We start from the raw sequence: 20,799 nt of genomic DNA, 5'->3' as shown, positions 1-20,799 counted from the left end.
AATGTCTCCTTATGTGTTTCAGAATTATAACAAGTTATTAAATCAAAAAGCGAAGATGACAAAATTGTAATGTTGCCGTCATCTTTATGTTGAGAAAGAAACGATATAGTGTACTTATAAAAATGAATATGCATTTCATCACAAATTCATTTTTTATGTTAGACAATTAATCAAACTTAGGAGTAAAAAAATGATTATGACACATTATATGGAGCTATTAGCTGCCTCGCCTTGGAACCTTATTTTATTTATGGTCATTCCAATGATTATTGGAGAATTGCTTGTTGCAACGGAATTTTTTGCCTTATTCTATAAAGACAACACTAATAATCATTGGAAACATTGGAATAAAATTTTAAGTGTTGTGCTCGGTGTTTATTACACGATTGTAGCCGCTTATGTTGGTTTTATTATCGTACCGACTATTACTGAATGGCGTGGTTGGGTAGATATCGCATCAATTGCATCACTATTATTAGCTACCTTTCCTATTTTTATTATTTTACTCATGGAATTAAAAGTTATTCATAAAAATCTCGTGGATAGTGCAAAAATTAAATTACATGCGGTTTATCTTGTGATTTTCTTATTTGTGAGTCACTTTGCTATGATCTTTGGCATGGCAGATCCTATTTCAGCAGGCTATCAACCCACTACACCAGCAATGACTCATTCAATGCAAATGGATGCTAAACAAATGACAGAAATGCACAACCAAATGATGACGGGCGAAATAACGCCTGAAGAAATGATGAAGATGCATCAAGAAATGAACCCTAATATGAATATGCCGAATACTCAAGGTGGTCATTCAGAACATCATAAATAATAATTCTGATCACATTTTAAAAAATAATAGTGGATGGTACGTTGGCATATCTCTACTACAAGCAGTAGGATTTTGAGAAAAATTTTCAAATGATAGAATTTTTTCAGATTACTTGACCTTAACCCTAGGTCAAGCTTTAACATTGCGCCATTCCATCTCAATAAAAATAAGGACATCTTATGAAATTACATAAATTCACCCGCTCATTGTTGCTTTTAAGTTTAGGGATAACCGCTTGTGCTCAAGCACAAACACTTTCTATGGAAGTGTGGAAAAGCCCGACTTGTGGCTGTTGTAATGAATGGATCAGCTATATGCAGAAAAACGGTTTTGAGATTAAAGTCAACGAAACAGGCAATTATGATGCTCATAAGCGCTTTAACATTAAAAATGAACACGCCTCTTGCCACACGGCAGTGATTGATGGCTATGTGATTGAAGGACATGTACCTGCTGAGGATATCAAACGTTTACTCGCAGAAAAACCCGATGCAATTGGCTTGTCCGCACCTGGCATGCCGATTGGTTCACCAGGTATGGACGGTGAAGCATACGGCGGACGCAAAGATCCTTATGATGTTGTTTTAATTAAGAAAAACGGTGAAAGTGAAGTGTTCAAATCCTATAACCAATAGGGGGGGTGAAAGAATGAAACGTCGAGATTTTTTACGTTATGGAATTGGAATTAGCTTAGCCAGTAGCTCGCTTTATAGCCTTGCGAATATGATGAACCACGCACAACATGGCAATATGGCGATGATGCATTCAGTACCTACTGGCCTAATGCCAACTGAGGCAATGCCTTCAGGTTTATCGCTTAATGGGATATTGCCAAAACTTGCTAATCAATCGACTCAAGCTGGGCTATTCAAAGCCACTTTAAAAGCAGAGCCAATTAAAATTCGCCTCGCAGACAATAAAGAAACGGAATTTTGGGCTTATAACGGACAACTACCAGGGCCACAAATTGAAGTATTTGAAGGCGACACCGTAGAAATTGAATTTATCAATCACCTACCACAACCCTCAACAGTACATTGGCACGGCTTAGATGTACCAAATGAAGCGGATGGTAACCCGATGGATATGGTTGAACCGCAAAGGAAAAAAGTCTATCGCTTTACGCTACCTCAAGGCAGTGCTGGGACATATTGGTACCACCCTCATCCACATGACCATGTTTCCGAACAAGTCTATAAAGGCTTAGCAGGCACTTTCGTTGTTAAAGCGAAAAATGATCCGCTTGCACACCTTCCTGAACAACATTGGGTGATTTCCGATCTGCGTTTAAATGCCGATGGCACCATTCCAGCAAACACGATGTTAGATTGGATGAACGGCCGTGAGGGTGAATTTGTGTTAATCAACGGTCAATATCAGCCCCAGATTCAAGTGAAAACGAATGAACGAATCCGTCTTTGGAATGCCACTAGCGCTCGTTATTTTCGTTTAAACATTCCAGGGGTGAAATGGATTGTGGTGGGTACCGAAGGTGGTTTACTTGAAAAACCTCGCTCGCCTGTTGATGAACTGCTACTTACACCAGCCGAACGCGTTGAAGTGATTATGGTGGGTGAAACGCAAGGAACAGTCAATTTACAAAGCGGTTATTATGATCGCCGTAAGATGATGGTGCAAGAACAGCCTAAAGATATCACTTTAGCCACAATTCAGGTGAAATCAGAACCTGTTCAGTTACCTGAAAGCTTAAGGTCCTTGCCTAACTGGGATGAGCCAAAGCAGGTTCGCCAAATTCGCTTTAGTGAAAAAATGATGAACCATACGAATATGCCAATGATGAATCACGGTACACATCACGCTACTACAACACCAACGGACAACCCTATTCCACCAATGATGAATGGTATGTTCTTAATCAACGGTCAAACCTTTGATATGAACCGTATTGATTTTGTTACCAAATTGAATGAAGTGGAACAGTGGGAAATCTTCAATGAAAGCCATATGGATCATCCATTCCATTTACACGGCACTCAATTTGAAGTAATTCAACATACGTTAAACGGTAAAACCTTTAAGCCAGAAGGCAGAGCGTTAAAAGATGTGGTTAATTTACGCCCTTATGAAAAAGTGATTATTCGCTTTAAGCAAGGACATACTGGGTTGAAAATGTACCATTGCCATATTTTAGAACATGAAAATCTCGGTATGATGGGGATGTTTAAAGTGGAATAGTGGTATCTAACTATAAAAATAGAGGGATTTTCGTGAAAATTTGTAAATTGCGAAAATCCCTCTGCTTGTCATTATTTATTCCAACGGTTTAACAACGCAACAAGTGAGAGCATCACAGGCACTTCAACCAATACACCGATAACAGTGGCTACATATGAACTTATTTAATAACCTATCTGGTAATTCACTTTCCGGTTATATAGATAATATTTTATGGTCTTGATGCTTTAATAAAAGTGAGTATTTTCTTCTCTTGGTTTTTTATGATTTATTTTTACAAAATTTAATTATTGATCTGCCCCCAAAAAGTTAGACTACGTTAATTCAAGGACTGAGTTCTGTATTGCACAGGGCTTAGCCCTTTTAGTCTCACTTGAATACGCTCGTGATTGTAATAATGAATATATTTGTGAATAATAGTTTGTTCGAGTTGCTCAAATGTTTCAAATCGTTTACCAAAATAACATTCCGTCTTCAATCGCCCGAAAAAGCTTTCCATCGCACTGTTATCCAAGCAATTTCCTTTTCTTGACATACTTTGCACGATGCCATTTTGTTTCAATATCGCCTGATAACCTGCCATCTGATATTGCCATCCTTGGTCGGAATGTAAAATCGGGCTTGCTCCTTGCGGGAGCTTTGCGACAGATTGTTTCATCATTCGCATTATTTGCTCAAAGTTTGGGCTTCGGGCAAGGTCATAGGCGATAATTTCGCCATTAAATAAGTCCTTAATCGGCGAAAGATAAAGTTTGCCTTCCGCACATTTAAACTCGGTAATATCCGTGACGAGCTTTTCATTTGGAGCGTTTGTGTGAAAATCCTGTCGCAATAAATTCTCGGCAATTTTACCCACTTCGCCTTTGTAAGAACGATATTTTCTCTGCTTACATTTTCCTTTTAAATCAAGCTGTTGCATTATCGCTTGCACACGCTTATGGTTAATTGCACCGAACATTTTTCGCAATGCTAACGTAATACGACGATAGCCATAATTGCCGTCATTTTTGCGATAAATCTCAACAATTTCCTGCCTAATTGCCACATTTTTATCAATTTTAAGCTGTAAATGATAAAAGAATGAACAGCGTTTTAAACCTGTCAAATGGAGTAATATTTCCAAGGAAAAATTTACCCTCAACATTTTCATGATGGCTACTTTTTCCGCATTTTTGCTTGGTTGAGTTCCCGCAACTTTTTTAGGTAAGCATTCTCCGCTTCCAGTTCCAAAATCCGATAACGCAAGCGTTCTTCTTCGGTTTTGGGTGGGGGAGGCATTTTCGGGTATTTCGGTTTCATTGCTGGTCGTCCTTTCGGCTTTGGAAATAAGCCGTTTATACCTTGTTTTTCAAAGGATTGCAACCACTGGCTAATCACCTCTGAATTAGCAATACCAAAATGCAGACAAGCACTTTCTGCAGAAAATTGCCCCTTTTTGACCGCTTGTATGACGGTTAATTTAAATTCTGGGGAATATTTTTGCTTCTTACCCAGTACGGCTAAACTATTGATTCCATTATAGTTATATTGCGAAATCCAACGACGTAGCGTGGAGGCTTTAAGCTGAAATTGCTGGCGAGTGAGTGAGCAATTTTTCCCGTTTTGGAGAAAAAATGCGATCACTTCTTGTTTGAAAGATTGGTTGTATTTCGTCATAAAAAATCTGCACCTTAATCAGTTGGTTTTTAGTCCAACTTTTGGGGTGCAGATCAGACGCTCACTTTGTCGCCGATTTGAAATTCGCCAGCGTCATCGCCCACCGCCACGACCACGCCTGCCCCTGCATAACCCAAAGTCGCAGGGAACACAGGGTCAATCACATACGCCCCTTCCCGATACATCATCTCGGCACGGTTTAGTCCCAAAGCGTGCATTTGGATTTGCACTTCGCCCGATTTTGGGCGGGGATTTGTACATCAACGATTTGCAGGACATCAGGCGAACCTGTTTTTGTAAATTGGATTTGTTTGCTCATTGTTTTGACCTATATTAAAAATGGGCGTATTTTAGCGTTTTAAAATAACAATAAGAATGGCGAAAAATGGGAAGTTGGTTTTTAAAAATGGAAAGATTGGGCGTTTTAGTCCGTCTGAAAAAAATGCCGTCTTAAAAAAGCATCAAAGATGTAGGGTGCAACTTGTTGCACCATTTTCCTGATGAAATATTGGGTTGGTGCAATGACGCACACTGCGAAACTGTTTGAAAAACACAATGGCGTCTGAAAAAGTATTAAAGACCTTTTCAGACGGCATAAAAAACACCGCTTTATCAAAAGCGGTGTTTTTGAGGTAGTTTTGTCATTGGAAGAAGCCTGCGGGGCTGTGGTCTACAACTTGCTTTTGCGCAGCCGCAGTGCGTTGCCGACAACGGATGCCGAGCTTAGGCTCATCGCCAGTGCGGCAATCATCGGCGAGAGCAGCCAGCCGGTAAAGGGGTACAGCACGCCGGCGGCAACGGGAACCCCCAGGCCGTTGTATAAGAAGGCAAATAACAGGTTTTCCTTCATATTGCGCACGGTGGCCTCAGACAATTTGCGTGCGGTGGCAATACCCCGCAAATCGCCTTTGACCAGCGTGATTTGCGCACTGCTCATTGCCACATCGGTGCCGGTACCCATTGCGATGCCGACATCGGCTTTGGCCAGTGCGGGGGCATCGTTGATGCCGTCGCCTGCCATTGCGACCACCCGCCCTTCGTTCTGAAGCCGCTCGATCAGTGCCAGTTTGTCGGCGGGCTTGACTTCGCCGTGCACTTCGTCGATGCCCAGTTTTGCGCCCACGGCGTTTGCCGTGGTCAATCCGTCGCCGGTTGCCATAATGATGCGCAGGCCGGCTGCTTTGAGCGAGGCCAATGCTTCGGGGGTGCTGTCTTTTACAGGATCGGAGACGGCAAGCAGTCCCGCAAGATGTCCGTCCGCAGCCAGATATATCACGCTGGCACCTTCACTGCGCAGGGATTCGGCCTGCTCGATCAGTGGTTCGACGCTAAGCCCGTTCTGCTGCATAAACGCCGTGTTGCCCAGTGCCAGCGCACGCCCTTCAACCACGCCGCTCACGCCGATGCCGCTGCCTGAATCAAACTGTTCGGGTTTGCTCAGCTTCAGCTGTTGTGCCCGTGCGGCCTGCACAATGGCGTCGGCCAGAGGGTGTTCGCTGCCCTGATCCAAGCTGGCGGCCAAACGCAGCACTTCTTCGGCGGAAAAGCCTGCTGCCGCAACGGCACGGTCAAAGGCAGGTCGGCCTTCGGTGAGTGTGCCGGTTTTATCAATCACCAAAGTGTCTACTCGCCGCAAGTTTTCGATAGCGGCGGCATCACGGAACAATATGCCCCTGCCTGCCCCGCGTCCTGTGGCGACCATCACCGACATCGGAGTGGCCAGTCCCAGTGCACAGGGGCAGGCGATAATCAAGACCGCAACGGCGTTGATCAACCCGAACACCCAAGACGGTTGCGGGCCGAACACGCCCCAGACAAAGAAAGTGGCAACGGCAACGGCGACAACCGCCAGTACGAAATAGCCTGCCACCCCGTCGGCCATACGCTGCATCGGTGCTTTGGAGCGCTGCGCCTGGGCCACCATCTGGACAATCTGCGAAAGCACGGTTTCCGAACCGATGCGCTCGGAGCGGATGACGAGCGCACCGCCGGTGTTGAGCGTGGCGCCGATGACTTTGTCGCCGGTGGCTTTGCGCACCGGCAGCGGTTCGCCGGTCAGCATCGATTCATCTACCGAGCTTGCGCCCTCAACCACCACGCCATCGACAGGCACTTTTTCGCCGGGGCGCACACGCAGAAGGTCGCCGATGTGGATGTGGCTGAGCGGCACATCTTCTTCAGCACCGCCCGGGCCGATACGCCGTGCGGTTTTGGGCGCCAGTCCGAGCAGGGTCTTGATTGCCGCCGAAGTCTGCGACCGGGCTTTGAGTTCGAGCATCTGGCCGAGCAAGGTCAGCGAGATGATGACGGCCGCCGCCTCAAAATACACGCCGACCCGCCCCATCGATACAAACGATGCCGGAAAAATGCCGGGTGCAGCGGTGGCAACAACGCTGTAAACGAAGGCTGCACCCGTTCCCAGTGCAATCAGCGTCCACATATTGGGACTACGGTTTGCCAGCGACTGCCAACCCCGTGAGAAAAACGGCAGCCCCGCCCACAGCACGATCGGCAGCGACAGCACCAGCTCTATCCAGCTTTGTGCGGCCATATCCATCAGGTTCAGACGCTCGCCGAACATCGCCAGCACCAGCACTGCCGCCGTCAGGGGCAGCGTGTACCAAAAGCGTCGGGAAAAATCACGCAGCTCCGGATTGTCGTCGTCCAATTCAGGCATCAGCGGCTCCAATGCCATACCGCAAAGAGGGCAGTTGCCGGGGCGGTCTTGCCGGATTTCCGGATGCATCGGGCAGGTGTAGCCCGAAGCAGCCGCTGCATCGGACGGTGTCTGCACAGGGCGGTGCTGTCCGTGTCCGTGTCGGCACTCGTGGTGTTTGGGCGGTTTGTGTGTTTCTTGCTTCATCACAATTTCTCCTGTTGGGTTCATAGGGTCATCACCGGTCGTTTACCGAAAAAGCAGGTACGGATTGGGCCAGTCAGAATGACGGTTTTTTTCAGGCTGCCTGCAAATACCGATGCCGTCTGAAAAAGCAGAAGGTTCAGAACATCGCTTGCCGATGTGTCCGACAAGTCGGCATCATCATTTCCTTGGGGCTTGTTTTAAAGGCTGCCTGAAAACCCCAAATGCCGTCTGAAAAAGCCTTAAACCTGTTTTCAGACGACCTCAAAAACACCGCTTTATCAAAAACGGTGTTTTTGCCTTATTGCCCCTACTGTTTTAGCCAGTCTTGCATCAGCTTGATTTCAGGTTCTTGGGCTTTGATGATGTCTTGAGCGAGCTTTTTCATTGTTTCGTCTTTGCCGTATTGCAGCTCGATTTTCGCCATCTTGACCGCCCCTTGATGATGCGGAATCATTGCTTTGGCAAAGGCAATATCAGGGTTTGGCTCATTGATTGCCGCCATCATCGCCTCGTGCTGCGCCTTGCCTGCGGCATAGGCCTTGGCGTGCGGGGCTTGCGGGTTTTGGGTTGCGGTGTCTTTACCCGCCAGCCAAGCGTTCATCAGTTCGATTTCACTTTGTTGCCCATCAATAATCGCTTGGGCAAGTTTTCTCATTGTTTCGTCTTTGCCAAATTCAAGCTGTACTTTTGCCATCTCAACTGCTCCGATATGGTGCGGAATCATACCTTTGGCAAAAGCGGTATCAGCATCGGCAAGATTACCCGCTTTGCTCATCTCATCGCCCATCTTGTTCATCATTGCAAGATAGGCTTGGGTATGGGGCGGAGCATTTTGAGTGTCCATCGCCATAGCAGAGTGGTTCATATTGGCGTGGTTCATCTCTGCGTGCCCGTTTTGGTTATTTGAGCAGTCGTGGGTGGTTTGGGTGTAGTTATTGTCGCACGCCATCGAGTGCGTCGGCACTTCGTTTTTGCCGTCGGCAAAAGCGGTTGAAGTCGCCAAAACAACAGCGGCAGCGACAAGATGTACGGCACGGTTTTTGATGAATGTCATTGGATTCTCCTTGTCAAAATGGGCATTGATAACATTGGGCAAATGACAGATTCGCTCAATGTCCATTTCACTATTTGGTTTTACGATTCACACGCACAGCCGTTGCAAGTGCAGTCATCACAAATGCAGGGCTTGCCGTTTTGGCATTGGCAGTCCGGATGGCAGTTTTGCCCCGTGCAAGACTGGCAGCCGCAATGGGCGTGTCGGTTTTGAACAAAATCAGCGTTCATAACAGTTTCTCCGAATGTTAAGTTAAAGTGGATTATCAAAACAAAGTGCTTTTAAGCGATTAAAAGCATTGCTTTTTTGTTTTGATGAGCGCATCATAAAGCCTAACCTTATGTTAGGGTCAAGGATTATTTTTACGGATTGACAATTTTTTACAAACGCCAAAACAAGGAGCAACAATGAACATCGGTCAAGCGTCCAAAGCCACAGGGCTATCCATCAAGCAAATCCGTGATTATGAAAAGTTGGGTTTGTTATCAAACACTTCACGCACATCATCAGGCTATCGCATTTATGATAATGAGACACTAATCCGCCTAAAATTCATCGCCAAAGCAAGGGGCGTGGGCTTTTCGCTTGCCCAAATTGGCGAGCTTTTGGCACTGCAAGACAATCCATACCGCAAAAGCTGTGAAGTCAAAGCGTTGGCAAATACGCACATTGAATTTTTATCAAATAAAATCAAGGAATTAGAAGAAATGAAAACTGCTCTTGGGGCGTGGTGTGATGCCTGTCGTGGCGATGATATGCCAGAATGTCCGATTTTACAGGGGCTTGGGGGATAGGTTTTTTTCAGGCAGCCTGAAAGTTATTTTGCAAAATTTAAAAATAAAAACACCGCTTGAACATCAATCCAAACGGTGTTTTAAATTAGCTGACTTTTAATTCCGCCCAAGCCCTTTTGATGATTTCTTGGCTGGCTTGTAACGCCAAAAATGCCAAAACAAACGCCACAATTAAATCAGGATATTTTGATTGAAAAAAATAAACTGCCATACCCGCTAAAATTACCGCCACATTACCAATCGCATCGTTTCGGGAACACACCCACACACTGCGGACATTGCTGTCGCCATCACGAAATTTTAATAATATCAACAATGCCGACACATTGACCAATAACGCCAAAAATCCCACAATGCTCATTTCTGAATAACTGGGCATTTCCCCATAAAACACACGATAAATGGTCGTCATTAAAATAAATAAACCAAAACCGCCCATCGTTAGCCCCTTAACCATAGATGCTTTGGCTCGGTAACTTAACGCCATTGGCAAAACAATCAAACTTATCAAATAATTGGCACTGTCGCCCAAGAAATCCAAACTGTCCGACAACAGCGAAGTTGAACCCGATTTAACCCCCATCACAATTTCCACAAAAAACATTGATAAATTTAATATCAAGACAATCCACAAGGCTTTTTTGTACTTGGGCGATTGATGAATGGGCTGATTTGAACCACAACAATTTTGGCACGCCATTTTTTTGCTCCTGTTTTAAGATAAAATTTGCTATACTATAAACTCCGTAGTCATTACAGGGTCAAGCCAAAATGTCAAAATTTTTTAAAATAAAACAAGCCAGTGAACAAACAGGCGTACATTTGGAAACCATTCGTTATTATGAAAAACAAGGCTTAATCACCCCCACACATCAACAAAATGGCTATCGTGTGTTTGATGACAATCAGTTAGAACAATTACGCTTTATTAAAACTTGCCGTAACATCGGTTTTTCTTTAAGTAACATCAAAACGCTGTTGCAATTACAACAAACGCCTAACAAACAATGCAATGAAATCAATGCACTTGCCGAACAACATTTGGCATATTTGAACGAACAAATCACAGAACTACAACAAGTTAAAACTTTTCTAATGCAATTTGTGGGTTGTGAAAATAAAACGGTTGATAAGTGTCAGATTATTCAAGGTATTAAAGAAAAAGAATAGCGGAATATTTTTCAGGCAGCCTGAAACCTTTTTCCATTATGGGTTTGATTTTGACGGTGGTGTTGCTGTTTGCCTTTCAAACCCAAACCATTATTGCCAATCCCTTGATTATTTTGCTGATTGCCATTCCCTTGCTGGCACAGACTTACGGCATTTTTGCCTTGGCTCACGTTTTGGCAAAATAGCTCAAATTACCACACGAAATTTCCGCCCCTGCGTGCTTGATTGGCACGAGTAATTTTTTTGAATTAGCGGTGGCGGTGGCAATTTCTTTGTTCGGTTTGCACTCGGGGGCGGCATTGGCAACGGAGGTCGGTGTGCTGGTGGAAGTGCCTGTGATGCTCTCGCTAGTGTGGTGGCTTAATCGGCAGGTAAAATAACGATGTGCCGTCTGAAACTTATTTTTCAGACGGCATATTTACCTTAAAACAATCAAACCTTTACCAAAATCTTCCCAATCTGTGCATTGCTTTCCATATAACGGTGAGCTTCCGCCATTTCATCAAAAGCAAAAACTTTGTCAATTTCTGGTTTTAATTGACCGCTTGCTAAGCCGTCAAACACGAATTTTTTCGCTTGAGCGAGTTTTTCTGGTACGGTAGTGATTTCAAACAATTCATAGCCTCGCACGGTTAAGTGTTTGCCTAAAATTGGGAACACAGGCACGGCGATATCATCGTGGCTTAATGCACCGTAGATGATGTATTTGCCGTCTTGTGTCATTGCGTTGATAATTTTTGCTGCTTCTTTGTCACCCAAAGGGTCGAACACCAAATTCACGCCTTTGCCGTTTGTAATTTCTAGTAATTTAGCCGTAACGTCATCTTCTTTGGTGGCAATCACAAAATCCGCCCCTTTCTGTAAAAGCACATCGCCTTTGGCGTGCGTGCGAGACAGAGTAATCACGTTTGCCCCTTGCATTTTGGCGATTTGAATGGCGGCAATGCCTACCGAGCTGGTCGCTCCGCCCAATACAACAAAATCGCCTTTTTGCACCTTGCCAAATTCAATCAAACCGCCGTATGCGGTTACAAACATCATCCAACTTGCCGCAGCTTGTTCCATTGTGAGGTTTTCAGGGTGTTTTACCACAGCGTGAACGGGCATATTTACGATTTCGCCATAAGTGCCGTATTCGGAACGTGTCCGCCCGATTTTAATGACCACCATTGCAATGGTAGCGGGAATGATCCCGGCCGTGTTTGCCAGCGGTGCAGGCGCGGCATTTAGAGCACCTATGGCAATCGCTGTCATTTGTGGTTTAATCGCCTCAACCTTGTTGAGCCTAGTATTTGTGCCTGTAGTTTATTCCTTAATGGATGACCTCAGAGAATGGCTAGCCCCGAAATTAGCCAAATTAACATCAGTAACACCGGAGGATAGAATCCCAAGAAGAGAAGGATAATCTTTTTGAAAAAATACTGTTTGAAATTTAAATTTCAAACGGTATCTCTTTATCGATGCTGGCGATTAACTGCAATAAGTGGCTTATTTAGCTTATCTTCTGTCATTCCATGCATATATGCATTATACTGCCATACAATGAATTTTTGCTTGTATTGCTCATTAATTTCTTCCAATCGTTGTACTTGAGCCTTTAAATTATTTACTTGTTTTTGCAAATAATCTATCGTTACATTTGGTTGAGGATTAGCTTTAGAGTTTTCTTTTATTCTTTGTTTCCGTGTACTAAAAGCCTTTTGTATATCACTATAATTAGCTAGTGATTGTCTTTCAATGCTTTTAATATTCAATAGTTGTGAAACTTCAGAACAAAGTAAATCCCATGTTAATTTACCCTCCCAAGTATTAATCAACATGATTATATCTTCTAAATTTTCTTCTGTAATAAGAATTTTAGGCATACTATAACTCCATTAGTCTATATAAATCATCGTCTAACTTAGCTGTTTCTTTCTTCTGTATATCTAGATCCATTCCTCTTTCCAACAAAGCTAATTTAATAGGGGAAGGATCATACTCATCAGGCATCCTTAATAAGGAACCATTTGGGATGCTCTCATTTTCTAAGAATTTAATTTTAGTTTTTATGTGAGTTAGTCTCCATCCTAAATTACTTATCCAGCGATCTGCACCAAAAACACCTATTTTATGGTGTTCTTTAGCTTTATTAAATTGTTCGGTTATCTGGGCTTCACGCACCTTTAAGATTTCTAAGGAGTGCTCTAAACCTTTAATACAAACAAGCTCTTTACATGTTTCACAATCTCCATGACGAGAACATGGAGACATTGCATAATCATGTTCACAGATCCCTATTTCTGTTACCGTTGCGATTCCAATTCTATCTTTCCCTAAGTCTTCATAGGTAATAGGAAGATTCAAATGAATTTTATCTAAGATAGAAATATCTTCGGGAATGAGTAAATTCCTAACTGATTCACTTTTTTCTTCTTCTGTTCTGTGATCATAAGCCTTGTTATCTGCAACTCTTGCTCGTCCTGCCCAATTAGCTAAAGTTAACTCATCCATTCCTCCTCGTTCAGCTTTTGTACTTAACCAATGTCTTGCATTGTGTGATGGTAATCTTATGAATTCTCCTTTGGATGTGCCTATACAATGTTTTTCCCATAATGATGTTTTAGGACGAGTTTCAGAATAGCAAAACCTATCATTAATTTGATTCACCGTTGGTAACACAAAAGAAAAACTTTTAGGGGAAAAGTCATCATGAAATTCATTTTCTCTAAATAATAATAAAGCTTCAGAAACCTTAACATTTTTATGTTTATCAACATAAGGCCAATTATGAAATTTTGATGTATATTTTTTATATAAAAATTTTCCTAACACCTCATAAGTTATAATTCCATCATTTTCACTTATTAAATTTTTAAACCATTTAGTATTAGTGCTATTTTTGTCAATATCTAGTACTTCAACAATTTCACTTTTAGTTAAAGGCTTTTGGTATAAAGAACGGGATGGCGCAGCCTCTTTATTGTGTAGTGGTTCTTTCCAAAGGCATTGTAGGTCTTGCAGGAGTAAATCTGCTGGGGATATTTTGCGTTTGTGTAGCGTACCGTCAGCGACTTCCCAAATCCCATCATTTATCTTATCAGCACCTGCAACTCCTATAACTTTTCCATCTTTAAATGCACAATATGCAATATCTGATACACACTTACCATTTTCAAAAGTTATAATATTTCTTTAACCCACTCATTAACTTGTTTCATTAAATCATATATATCCATTTGTACCACCATTTATAAAACTTTCTTTATTTTATCAACTTGTTCTTCTACTTCTTCCGGATAGTTTTTAACCATATCATCACTTCCTTAATTTTTCATCTTTGCGAGTTCTTATATAAATCTCTTTTCTACCTTTTTCTATAAAATCAGGTCTATTATTTTTAATACCATATACAATAGTTTCTATTGGATAATATTGTTCTACAACATCTTGATATTCCTTTGCTTTTGAAATATCAATATTTCCGTATAATCTTAATATATCTTCTCCAAAAGACACGCCAATTTCTTCTTCACTATCTTCTAGCAAATATATGAAATCACAGTATTCATCTATAATTCCAGAATCTCCAAAATCTATTACACCACATAATCTATTTTCATCATCAAGTAATAAATGATTACAACTAAAATCATTATGGCATAAGCATTTTTTACCATCAAATATAGTTGTACTATTTAATCTTTGCATAAATTCTTCTACATATTGTTTTTCAATATCAGTAAGACTATCATATATTGTTTCTTTAAGTAATTGATATTCTTCTAAAACATTTTGTTTATTGTCTATCGTATATGAACTTATTTCACTATAATCTAAATCGTGCATTTGTCTTAAAAACATAGCAATATCTTGCTTTAATAATTCTTGCTTTTCTTTTGATAAGGCAAAATATATTTCTGGTGTTAAAAAAGTTCCTTTAATTTCTTTATATCCTAAAATAGATAATTCTTCACTTATATATGAATATTCTATATTTGGTATTTTAATATTTGTATTTAATTTTTTGTTTAGAAAATCATATATTGCTTTTTCTTTTTCATACCCTTTTTTCTTATTAGCACTAAATTTGATTTTGAAAACATATTCATTATTTACAATGTATGCTTTGCTGTCATAACCCTCACCAATCAACTTTATACTATCAACAACTATATTGCATTTTTCTTCTATTATCTTTTTTATATCCATTAGTTTTTCTCCTTAAAATCATACACATAAATAATTTCATCATCTACTTTATTTATTCCTCCTGCTTTTTCATAACATTTACAAGCAGAAATATGCCAAGAGTTTTCATTTTCATCAAATACATACCCATCTCTTGACTGTCTAAGACGTTTATTCTGATTCATAATTATCAACCTTTTTTTGAAACTCAATCTGAAGATCTAATAATATCTTGTTAGCTTTTTCTCTTATATAACGTTGATTATAAATATTTCCTGATTTCTCGGATGTATGTCCCATAAGATGTTGTCTCATCTTTGCTTCTTTTTCAGGAGAAATAAAATCTTTATGAGAAGAATCATGATTTACATTTTGATTATTTTTATCCACCTTTCGTGAAAAATCTAAGTTCCATTCATGACGAAAAATATGTGGATGAATAATTGAAAATTTAGAATCTATCTTTTTCATCGTTGGTACAATAACATTATCAAAAGAACTGGTACTAATTGGGTTTCCTTGCGTTTTTCCTTTTCGATGGGTTACAAATAAATATGGATGTTTATTAGCGTTAGGAATCTTAGAGCGATAGTTCATAATATAGTCATTGATAAGTTGAGCTATATTTTGTGAAATAGGAAGTCGCCTTTCTTTCGTTTTACTTACAGCTTGCTTCTTCCTTGTGTCAAATTTATCATCATGTGTTCGTCTAATTGTAATTGAGGATTTAGCTGTTCCTATATCAATAAATGGGATTTGAATTGATAATAGCTCTCCTCTTCTAATCCCTAATTCCTTTAATAAGATAAACATCAAATGGTTTCTTTTTCTAATTCCAATATCTTGAAATGGATTATTAGGATTAGAAAAGTTCGCAATAGACATAAACTCATCTAACAATCCATCAGGTAGCTCACTTTCTGGTTTGATAGATAATGTTTTATGATTTTTAGGTCTTGACTCTTTAATTAACGTAATTAGTTTCGTCAATTTTTCAATATATTCATTAGATACATTAATTACTTTAGATAGAAATAATATGTATTCTGAAAGCGTTGTTAGTCTATTATATTGATGACTAAGAGATACGGCAGAATAAATATCAATAAATTGAGTCCTACCTTTCATTAACACACTTTTTTTTGTATTGATTACATTCTTTCGCTTTTTTACATTTATTCTCATATGTTGGATAAGAGATTCTAATTGGTTTTCTGTTAAGAGTGCTTTGTTATGAATTAGATCGCTAATAACAAGATTATTCTGTTTTTCCCAATTCATTACCCACTGTATAGTTCCCAGCTTATTTCTAATTGTGTTTACTGCGGATTGATTACGTAGTTCTACAGTTACCCATAAGGTTGAATAAAAATCAGGGATACCAGTTTTAACATTAACCAATATAGGAAAACGTTCTCCATTTGAAAAAAGGACTGTTTCTAATCTATGCATAATCATTTAATTTACAAAAATATCATATATAAATACTATCAAATTAAAGATGTTGTGTCAAAATTAATGTAAAAAAAGAGAACCCTTTTAAAATAAAGGGTTCTCTATATTTATATGGGTTTTATTTTACAGTTTTAAATTATATGTAACTCAGAACGGAATATCATCATCAAAATTATCCATTGGCGGTTCCGCTTGCGGTGCTGGTTTTGCAGGTGCTTTTGCAGTTTGTGGTTGAGCATTGCCAAAGTTATTTTGTGCGTAATTATCGTTGCTGTAGCCTTGATTATAGTTTTGCGGAGTAGGTGCTTGGTTCCAGCCACCACCTTGATTTCCACCGAAATCACCACCGCTACGGCTGTCTAACATTTGTAGTACATCGCCTTGAATTTCTGTAGTGTAACGATCTTGACCGTTTTGATCTTGCCATTTGCGTGTTTTGAGTTTGCCTTCTACATAGACTTTTGAGCCTTTGCGTAAGTATTGTCCTGCCACTTCTGCTTGACGGCGGAAGAATACGATACGGTGCCATTCGGTGACTTCACGGCGCTCGCCTGTCATTTTATCGTTCCAACTTTCACTGGTTGCTACACTTAATGTTGCCACTGCGTCGCCGTTTGGCATTGTACGCATATCAGGGTCGTTACCGAGATTGCCGACAATAATTACTTTATTTACACCTGCCATATCAAATCCTCTTAAATGAATTATCTGTAAAATTTGCGCTATTCTGCCTGAAAATAAAAAAAAAATCATCTACTAAAACTGATATTTTGTACAGTTAATCAATTTATGCGATAATGATCGAAAATTTGAAAATTTTTGCTTTACATTTGTTTAGAAGGCAGTTATGCAACATATTGATATTCGTGGGGCGAGAACCCACAATTTAAAAAACGTGAATTTGGTTCTTCCGAGAGATAAATTTATTGTGATTACGGGGTTATCAGGGTCGGGCAAATCGTCTTTGGCTTTTGATACCCTTTATGCTGAAGGGCAACGTCGTTATGTAGAAAGTTTATCCGCCTATGCTCGTCAGTTCTTATCTTTGATGGAAAAGCCTGATGTCGATCACATTGAAGGGCTTTCCCCTGCGATTTCAATTGAGCAGAAATCTACCTCGCACAATCCTCGTTCTACGGTGGGAACGGTGACGGAAATCCACGATTATTTACGTTTGTTGTTTGCCCGTGTGGGTGAGCCTCGCTGTCCTGATCACGATGTGCCGTTAGCGGCTCAGACAATTTCACAAATGGTGGATAGAGTTCTGGAAGAACCTGAAGGTAAGCGTTTGATGTTGCTTTCCCCTGTGGTGAAAGAGCGTAAAGGCGAACACGCAAAATTATTAGAAAATCTGACCGCTAATGGTTATATCCGTGCCAGAATTGATGGGGAAATTTGCGATCTATCCGATCCGCCCAAATTAGAGTTACAGAAAAAACATACGATTGAAGTGGTAATTGATCGCTTTAAAGTACGTAGCGATATTGCGACCCGTTTAGCGGAGTCCTTTGAAACAGCATTGGAGCTTTCTGGCTCAACGGCGATTATTGCTGATATGGACGATCCGAATGCAGAAGAGTTAGTGTTTTCGTCAAGTTTTGCTTGTTCTCACTGTGGCTATTCGCTGACGGAACTAGAACCACGTCTTTTCTCATTTAATAATCCTGCCGGAGCTTGTCCAACTTGTGATGGCTTAGGGGTTCAGCAATATTTTGATGAACGTAAAGTGGTGCAAAATCCTGATGTGTCTTTAGCAAGCGGTGCGATTAAGGGCTGGGATCGCCGTAGTTTCTACTATTTCGGTTTATTGAAATCCGTGGCGAAGCATTATGATTTTGATATTGAAATGCCGTTTAACCAGTTGCCGAAGAAAATTCAAAACATCATTTTAAATGGCTCGAAAGATGAAATTGAATTTGTCTATGTGAATGATCGGGGTGATAGTGTTAAGCGAGTTCACGCTTTTGAAGGGGTGTTGAACAATATGGCTCGTCGTTATAAGGAAACCGAGTCAAATGCAGTGCGTGAAGAGCTGGCAAAATATATCAATAACCGTGCTTGTACCGATTGTGAAGGCTCTCGTTTACGCCGTGAAGCCCGTTATGTCTTTTTAGAGAAAACCAACTTGCCGATGGTGTCGGAAAAGAGTATCGGTGAAGCCTTGGAATTTTTTGAAGGTTTACATCTTTCAGGGCAGAAAGCTCAAATTGCAGAAAAAATTCTCAAAGAGATCCGTGAGCGTTTGTCTTTCCTTGTCAATGTAGGGTTGAACTACCTTTCGCTCTCTCGTTCAGCAGAAACCTTATCAGGCGGTGAAGCTCAACGTATTCGCCTTGCCAGCCAAATCGGTGCTGGGTTAGTGGGGGTGATGTATGTGCTTGATGAGCCATCTATTGGCTTGCACCAACGAGATAATGAACGTTTGCTAAACACGCTTATTCATCTTCGGAATTTGGGTAACACCGTGATTGTGGTTGAACACGATGAAGATGCGATTATGGCGGCAGATTATATTGTTGATATTGGACCTGGTGCTGGGGTACACGGTGGGCAGATTATTGCTCAAGGTACAGCTCAAGAAATTATGCAAAATGAAGCGTCGATTACGGGTAAATTCTTATCGGGTAAGGAAAAAATCGAGATCCCGAAACAGCGTACCCCACGAGATGAAAGCAAACAGCTGGTGTTAAAAGGGGCAAGTGGTAACAACTTGAAAGAAGTCGATTTAGCTATTCCTGTTGGCTTGTTTACTTGTATCACAGGGGTATCTGGGTCGGGCAAATCTACCTTAATTAACGATACCTTATTCCCGATTGCTCAAAATGCGTTAAATCGTGCAGAAAACAGAGATGTCGCCCCTTATAAGAGCATTGATGGCTTGGCACATTTTGACAAAGTAATCGACATCAATCAAAGCCCGATTGGACGTACTCCACGTTCAAACCCTGCGACTTACACAGGATTATTTACCCCGATCCGTGAACTCTTTGCCGGCACACAGGAAGCAAGGGCGAGGGGATATACAGTCGGACGTTTCAGCTTTAACGTGCGTGGCGGACGTTGTGAAGCCTGCCAAGGTGACGGGGTGATCAAAGTTGAAATGCACTTCTTACCTGATGTATATGTACCGTGTGATCACTGTAAAGGCAAACGCTATAACCGTGAAACCCTTGAAATTCGCTATAAAGGCAAAACTATTCATCAGGTGTTAGATATGACTGTGGAAGAAGCTCGTGAGTTTTTTGATGCCGTGCCGATGATTGCTCGTAAGTTACAGACTTTGATGGACGTAGGCTTATCCTATATCCGTTTAGGGCAATCTTCTACCACCCTATCAGGTGGTGAAGCTCAACGGGTGAAACTGGCGGCGGAACTATCTAAACGTGATACGGGCAAAACCCTCTATATTCTTGATGAACCAACGACAGGATTGCACTTCGCCGACATTAAACAATTATTGACCGTATTGCACCGCTTGCGTGATCAAGGAAATACCATTGTGGTGATCGAGCATAACTTAGATGTGATCAAAACCGCAGACTGGATTGTCGATTTAGGCCCAGAAGGCGGTAGTGGTGGCGGACAGATTATCGCTGAAGGTACACCTGAAGACGTAGCAAAAGATAAGAAATCCCATACGGCAAGATTTTTAAAAGAGATTTTGAAGAAAGGGTAAGATTGTAGTGACAAGCGGTTACTTCGTTATAAAATTTTGCAAAAATTCAAACGAATCCGACCGCTTGTTTAAAAAGGAGAAAATGATGGAATACCAATTTACACATACCATGCACGGCGTTATCGCCAAATGTTCAATGGATCACGAAGCGTTTGCTCGTTGGTTAAATACTGAGATTGTTCCAAATCCAAAAGAGTTAACCGCTATTTTTGCTGAAATTGAGCATTGTCGCCAAACCAAAGATCAAAACTACGAATGGATTTTTGAAGGTAAAGAATATAGCCTTTATATCAACATTGAAGAAGTGATGGTGAAAGCCAATAATCTGGATATGACATTTGAGGAAATTGAGGATGTCGAAAACGGTTTTAGTTTCTATGATGAAGAAAGCATCGCTTTTTGCGGATTAGAAGATTTTGAAATGTTTTTGAATGCTTATCAAAAATTTATTCAAACTTATCATTAATTTAGGCATAGTAGACAAAATGGTTGCTAATTTCGTGAAAACTATGCCTATATGACAAAGTGGTTGCTAATGAATATTTTTAATTATTCTTAACAACTCTTTTTATTTAAAAAATCCTTTATAAACATAATCTTATGTCTTTTCGTTAAGCCTGTATGATGCGATAATTTCTTCTTTAGTTGTCCAAATAAGTTTTCAAGTCTATTTGTCGTTTTTTCGATATTTAAATCGCCATACTTTTCATAGGTAAATAAATAATCCATATAACGTTTAAAACTATGATAAGCACTTCTTACATTCCGATGTTTATAAGGATAATAGCCCTTTTCATTCGGCTTATCTGACCGTTCTTCTAAAAATGCTTTATGTTTTAAATACCAATGATGTAATCGTAAATAGAAGTCTTTTTTAGAACTTTGCTTAAGTGTCAATGCAATAATTTTTAAGGGGCTGTAGTAGATTAGCACTTA

At 40.7% G+C, this 20,799-nt stretch carries 22 protein-coding genes and 1 pseudogene; 9 read left to right on the top strand and 14 right to left on the bottom strand.

What is annotated here, in order from left to right:
- Window positions 1-190: 190 nt before the first annotated feature.
- From EXH44_RS11140 to EXH44_RS10360, 3 genes are all read left to right on the top strand, one after another.
- Window positions 191-829 carry a DUF6803 family protein gene (locus tag EXH44_RS11140; RefSeq protein ID WP_238398854.1) on the top strand — a complete coding sequence of 213 codons (639 nt, stop codon included), beginning with the start codon at window positions 191-193 and terminating at the stop codon, window positions 827-829.
- 179 nt (window positions 830-1,008) lie between these two features.
- Complete coding sequence (locus tag EXH44_RS10365) at window positions 1,009-1,464, top strand: DUF411 domain-containing protein (RefSeq protein WP_162857405.1); 456 nt, start codon at window positions 1,009-1,011, stop codon at window positions 1,462-1,464.
- A gap of 13 nt (window positions 1,465-1,477) precedes the next feature.
- On the top strand, window positions 1,478-3,025 hold the full coding sequence (locus tag EXH44_RS10360) for a multicopper oxidase family protein (RefSeq protein WP_162857404.1): 1,548 nt from the start codon (window positions 1,478-1,480) through the stop codon (window positions 3,023-3,025).
- A gap of 319 nt (window positions 3,026-3,344) precedes the next feature.
- Here the strand turns inward: EXH44_RS10360 and EXH44_RS10355 are convergent.
- The 5 genes from EXH44_RS10355 to EXH44_RS10335 all read right to left on the bottom strand — a co-directional run bounded on the left by EXH44_RS10355 (window position 3,345) and on the right by EXH44_RS10335 (window position 8,815).
- Window positions 3,345-4,681, bottom strand: a protein-coding gene (locus EXH44_RS10355; protein ID WP_162857403.1) for an IS3 family transposase whose coding sequence is annotated in 2 segments (ribosomal slippage) — window positions 3,345-4,228 and window positions 4,228-4,681 — 1,338 coding nt in all. Because the reading frame shifts where the segments join, the coding sequence is not laid out codon by codon here.
- Between the two features lie 53 nt (window positions 4,682-4,734).
- Window positions 4,735-4,899 carry an alcohol dehydrogenase catalytic domain-containing protein gene (locus EXH44_RS10350; protein WP_013746103.1) on the bottom strand — a complete coding sequence of 55 codons (165 nt, stop codon included), beginning with the start codon at window positions 4,897-4,899 and terminating at the stop codon, window positions 4,735-4,737.
- A gap of 452 nt (window positions 4,900-5,351) precedes the next feature.
- Window positions 5,352-7,544: a copper-transporting P-type ATPase gene (locus EXH44_RS10345; protein ID WP_425266844.1), complete on the bottom strand. Its 2,193-nt coding sequence runs from the start codon at window positions 7,542-7,544 to the stop codon at window positions 5,352-5,354.
- Window positions 7,545-7,851: 307 nt separating this feature from the next.
- Complete coding sequence (copM, locus tag EXH44_RS10340; RefSeq protein ID WP_005612070.1) at window positions 7,852-8,598, bottom strand: CopM family metallochaperone; 747 nt, start codon at window positions 8,596-8,598, stop codon at window positions 7,852-7,854.
- Window positions 8,599-8,668: 70 nt separating this feature from the next.
- Complete coding sequence (locus EXH44_RS10335) at window positions 8,669-8,815, bottom strand: hypothetical protein (RefSeq protein WP_005823944.1); 147 nt, start codon at window positions 8,813-8,815, stop codon at window positions 8,669-8,671.
- Between the two features lie 190 nt (window positions 8,816-9,005).
- On the opposite strand from EXH44_RS10335, the gene EXH44_RS10330 reads away from it, so the two are divergent.
- Window positions 9,006-9,392, top strand: coding sequence for a Cu(I)-responsive transcriptional regulator (locus EXH44_RS10330; protein ID WP_005823942.1), 387 nt, complete (start codon window positions 9,006-9,008; stop codon window positions 9,390-9,392).
- Window positions 9,393-9,477: 85 nt separating this feature from the next.
- Here the strand turns inward: EXH44_RS10330 and EXH44_RS10325 are convergent, their stop codons facing one another.
- Window positions 9,478-10,092, bottom strand: coding sequence for a cation diffusion facilitator family transporter (locus EXH44_RS10325; RefSeq protein ID WP_039195096.1), 615 nt, complete (start codon window positions 10,090-10,092; stop codon window positions 9,478-9,480).
- A 71-nt stretch (window positions 10,093-10,163) separates the two neighbouring features.
- Here EXH44_RS10325 and EXH44_RS10320 point away from each other — a divergent pair, with 71 nt between their 5' ends.
- Both EXH44_RS10320 and EXH44_RS11135 read left to right on the top strand, forming a co-directional pair.
- Window positions 10,164-10,562, top strand: coding sequence for a Cd(II)/Pb(II)-responsive transcriptional regulator (locus EXH44_RS10320; protein ID WP_162857402.1), 399 nt, complete (start codon window positions 10,164-10,166; stop codon window positions 10,560-10,562).
- A gap of 14 nt (window positions 10,563-10,576) precedes the next feature.
- A pseudogene (locus EXH44_RS11135) lies at window positions 10,577-10,942 on the top strand (arsenic resistance protein); the annotation flags it as partial.
- Between the two features lie 52 nt (window positions 10,943-10,994).
- Here EXH44_RS11135 and EXH44_RS10310 read toward each other — a convergent pair.
- On the bottom strand, window positions 10,995-11,816 hold the full coding sequence (locus EXH44_RS10310) for a zinc-dependent alcohol dehydrogenase family protein (protein ID WP_162857401.1): 822 nt from the start codon (window positions 11,814-11,816) through the stop codon (window positions 10,995-10,997).
- On the opposite strand from EXH44_RS10310, the gene EXH44_RS11130 reads away from it, so the two are divergent.
- A complete protein-coding gene (locus EXH44_RS11130; RefSeq protein WP_005653491.1) occupies window positions 11,722-11,967 on the top strand; it encodes an efflux RND transporter permease subunit in 246 nt (81 codons plus the stop codon). The genes EXH44_RS10310 and EXH44_RS11130 overlap by 95 nt on opposite strands.
- A 49-nt stretch (window positions 11,968-12,016) precedes the next feature.
- Here the strand turns inward: EXH44_RS11130 and EXH44_RS10305 are convergent, their stop codons facing one another.
- The 6 genes from EXH44_RS10305 to EXH44_RS10280 form a co-directional block, all read right to left on the bottom strand.
- Window positions 12,017-12,427: a hypothetical protein gene (locus EXH44_RS10305; RefSeq protein ID WP_005631033.1), complete on the bottom strand. Its 411-nt coding sequence runs from the start codon at window positions 12,425-12,427 to the stop codon at window positions 12,017-12,019.
- 1 nt (window position 12,428) lies between these two features.
- Window positions 12,429-13,376 carry a hypothetical protein gene (locus EXH44_RS10300; protein WP_231965573.1) on the bottom strand — a complete coding sequence of 316 codons (948 nt, stop codon included), beginning with the start codon at window positions 13,374-13,376 and terminating at the stop codon, window positions 12,429-12,431.
- A gap of 483 nt (window positions 13,377-13,859) precedes the next feature.
- On the bottom strand, window positions 13,860-14,753 hold the full coding sequence (locus EXH44_RS10295; RefSeq protein ID WP_021424053.1) for an aminoglycoside O-phosphotransferase APH(2'')-If: 894 nt from the start codon (window positions 14,751-14,753) through the stop codon (window positions 13,860-13,862).
- A complete protein-coding gene (locus tag EXH44_RS10290; protein ID WP_162857400.1) occupies window positions 14,753-14,917 on the bottom strand; it encodes a hypothetical protein in 165 nt (54 codons plus the stop codon). The genes EXH44_RS10295 and EXH44_RS10290 overlap by 1 nt, the downstream gene beginning before the upstream one ends.
- Window positions 14,904-16,184: a site-specific integrase gene (locus EXH44_RS10285; protein WP_162857399.1), complete on the bottom strand. Its 1,281-nt coding sequence runs from the start codon at window positions 16,182-16,184 to the stop codon at window positions 14,904-14,906. Before EXH44_RS10285 ends, EXH44_RS10290 begins: the two co-directional genes overlap by 14 nt.
- Before the next feature lie 150 nt (window positions 16,185-16,334).
- Window positions 16,335-16,871 carry a single-stranded DNA-binding protein gene (locus EXH44_RS10280; RefSeq protein WP_162857398.1) on the bottom strand — a complete coding sequence of 179 codons (537 nt, stop codon included), beginning with the start codon at window positions 16,869-16,871 and terminating at the stop codon, window positions 16,335-16,337.
- Between the two features lie 163 nt (window positions 16,872-17,034).
- On the opposite strand from EXH44_RS10280, the gene uvrA reads away from it, so the two are divergent.
- Both uvrA and EXH44_RS10270 read left to right on the top strand, forming a co-directional pair.
- Window positions 17,035-19,863: an excinuclease ABC subunit UvrA gene (gene uvrA / locus EXH44_RS10275; protein ID WP_162857397.1), complete on the top strand. Its 2,829-nt coding sequence runs from the start codon at window positions 17,035-17,037 to the stop codon at window positions 19,861-19,863.
- 85 nt (window positions 19,864-19,948) lie between these two features.
- Window positions 19,949-20,329, top strand: a complete 381-nt coding sequence (locus EXH44_RS10270) for a YacL family protein (protein ID WP_010786782.1) — start codon at window positions 19,949-19,951, stop codon at window positions 20,327-20,329.
- Window positions 20,330-20,418: 89 nt separating this feature from the next.
- Here the strand turns inward: EXH44_RS10270 and EXH44_RS10265 are convergent, their stop codons facing one another.
- Entirely contained in the window at window positions 20,419-20,796 is a 378-nt protein-coding gene (locus EXH44_RS10265; protein ID WP_162857396.1) for a hypothetical protein, read from the bottom strand.
- Window positions 20,797-20,799 lie beyond the last annotated feature (3 nt).

This window comes from Actinobacillus indolicus (assembly GCF_004519515.1).
GTDB classification, from domain to species: domain Bacteria; phylum Pseudomonadota; class Gammaproteobacteria; order Enterobacterales; family Pasteurellaceae; genus Glaesserella; species Glaesserella indolica_A.
This window is presented reverse-complemented; position numbering and strand designations above follow the sequence as displayed.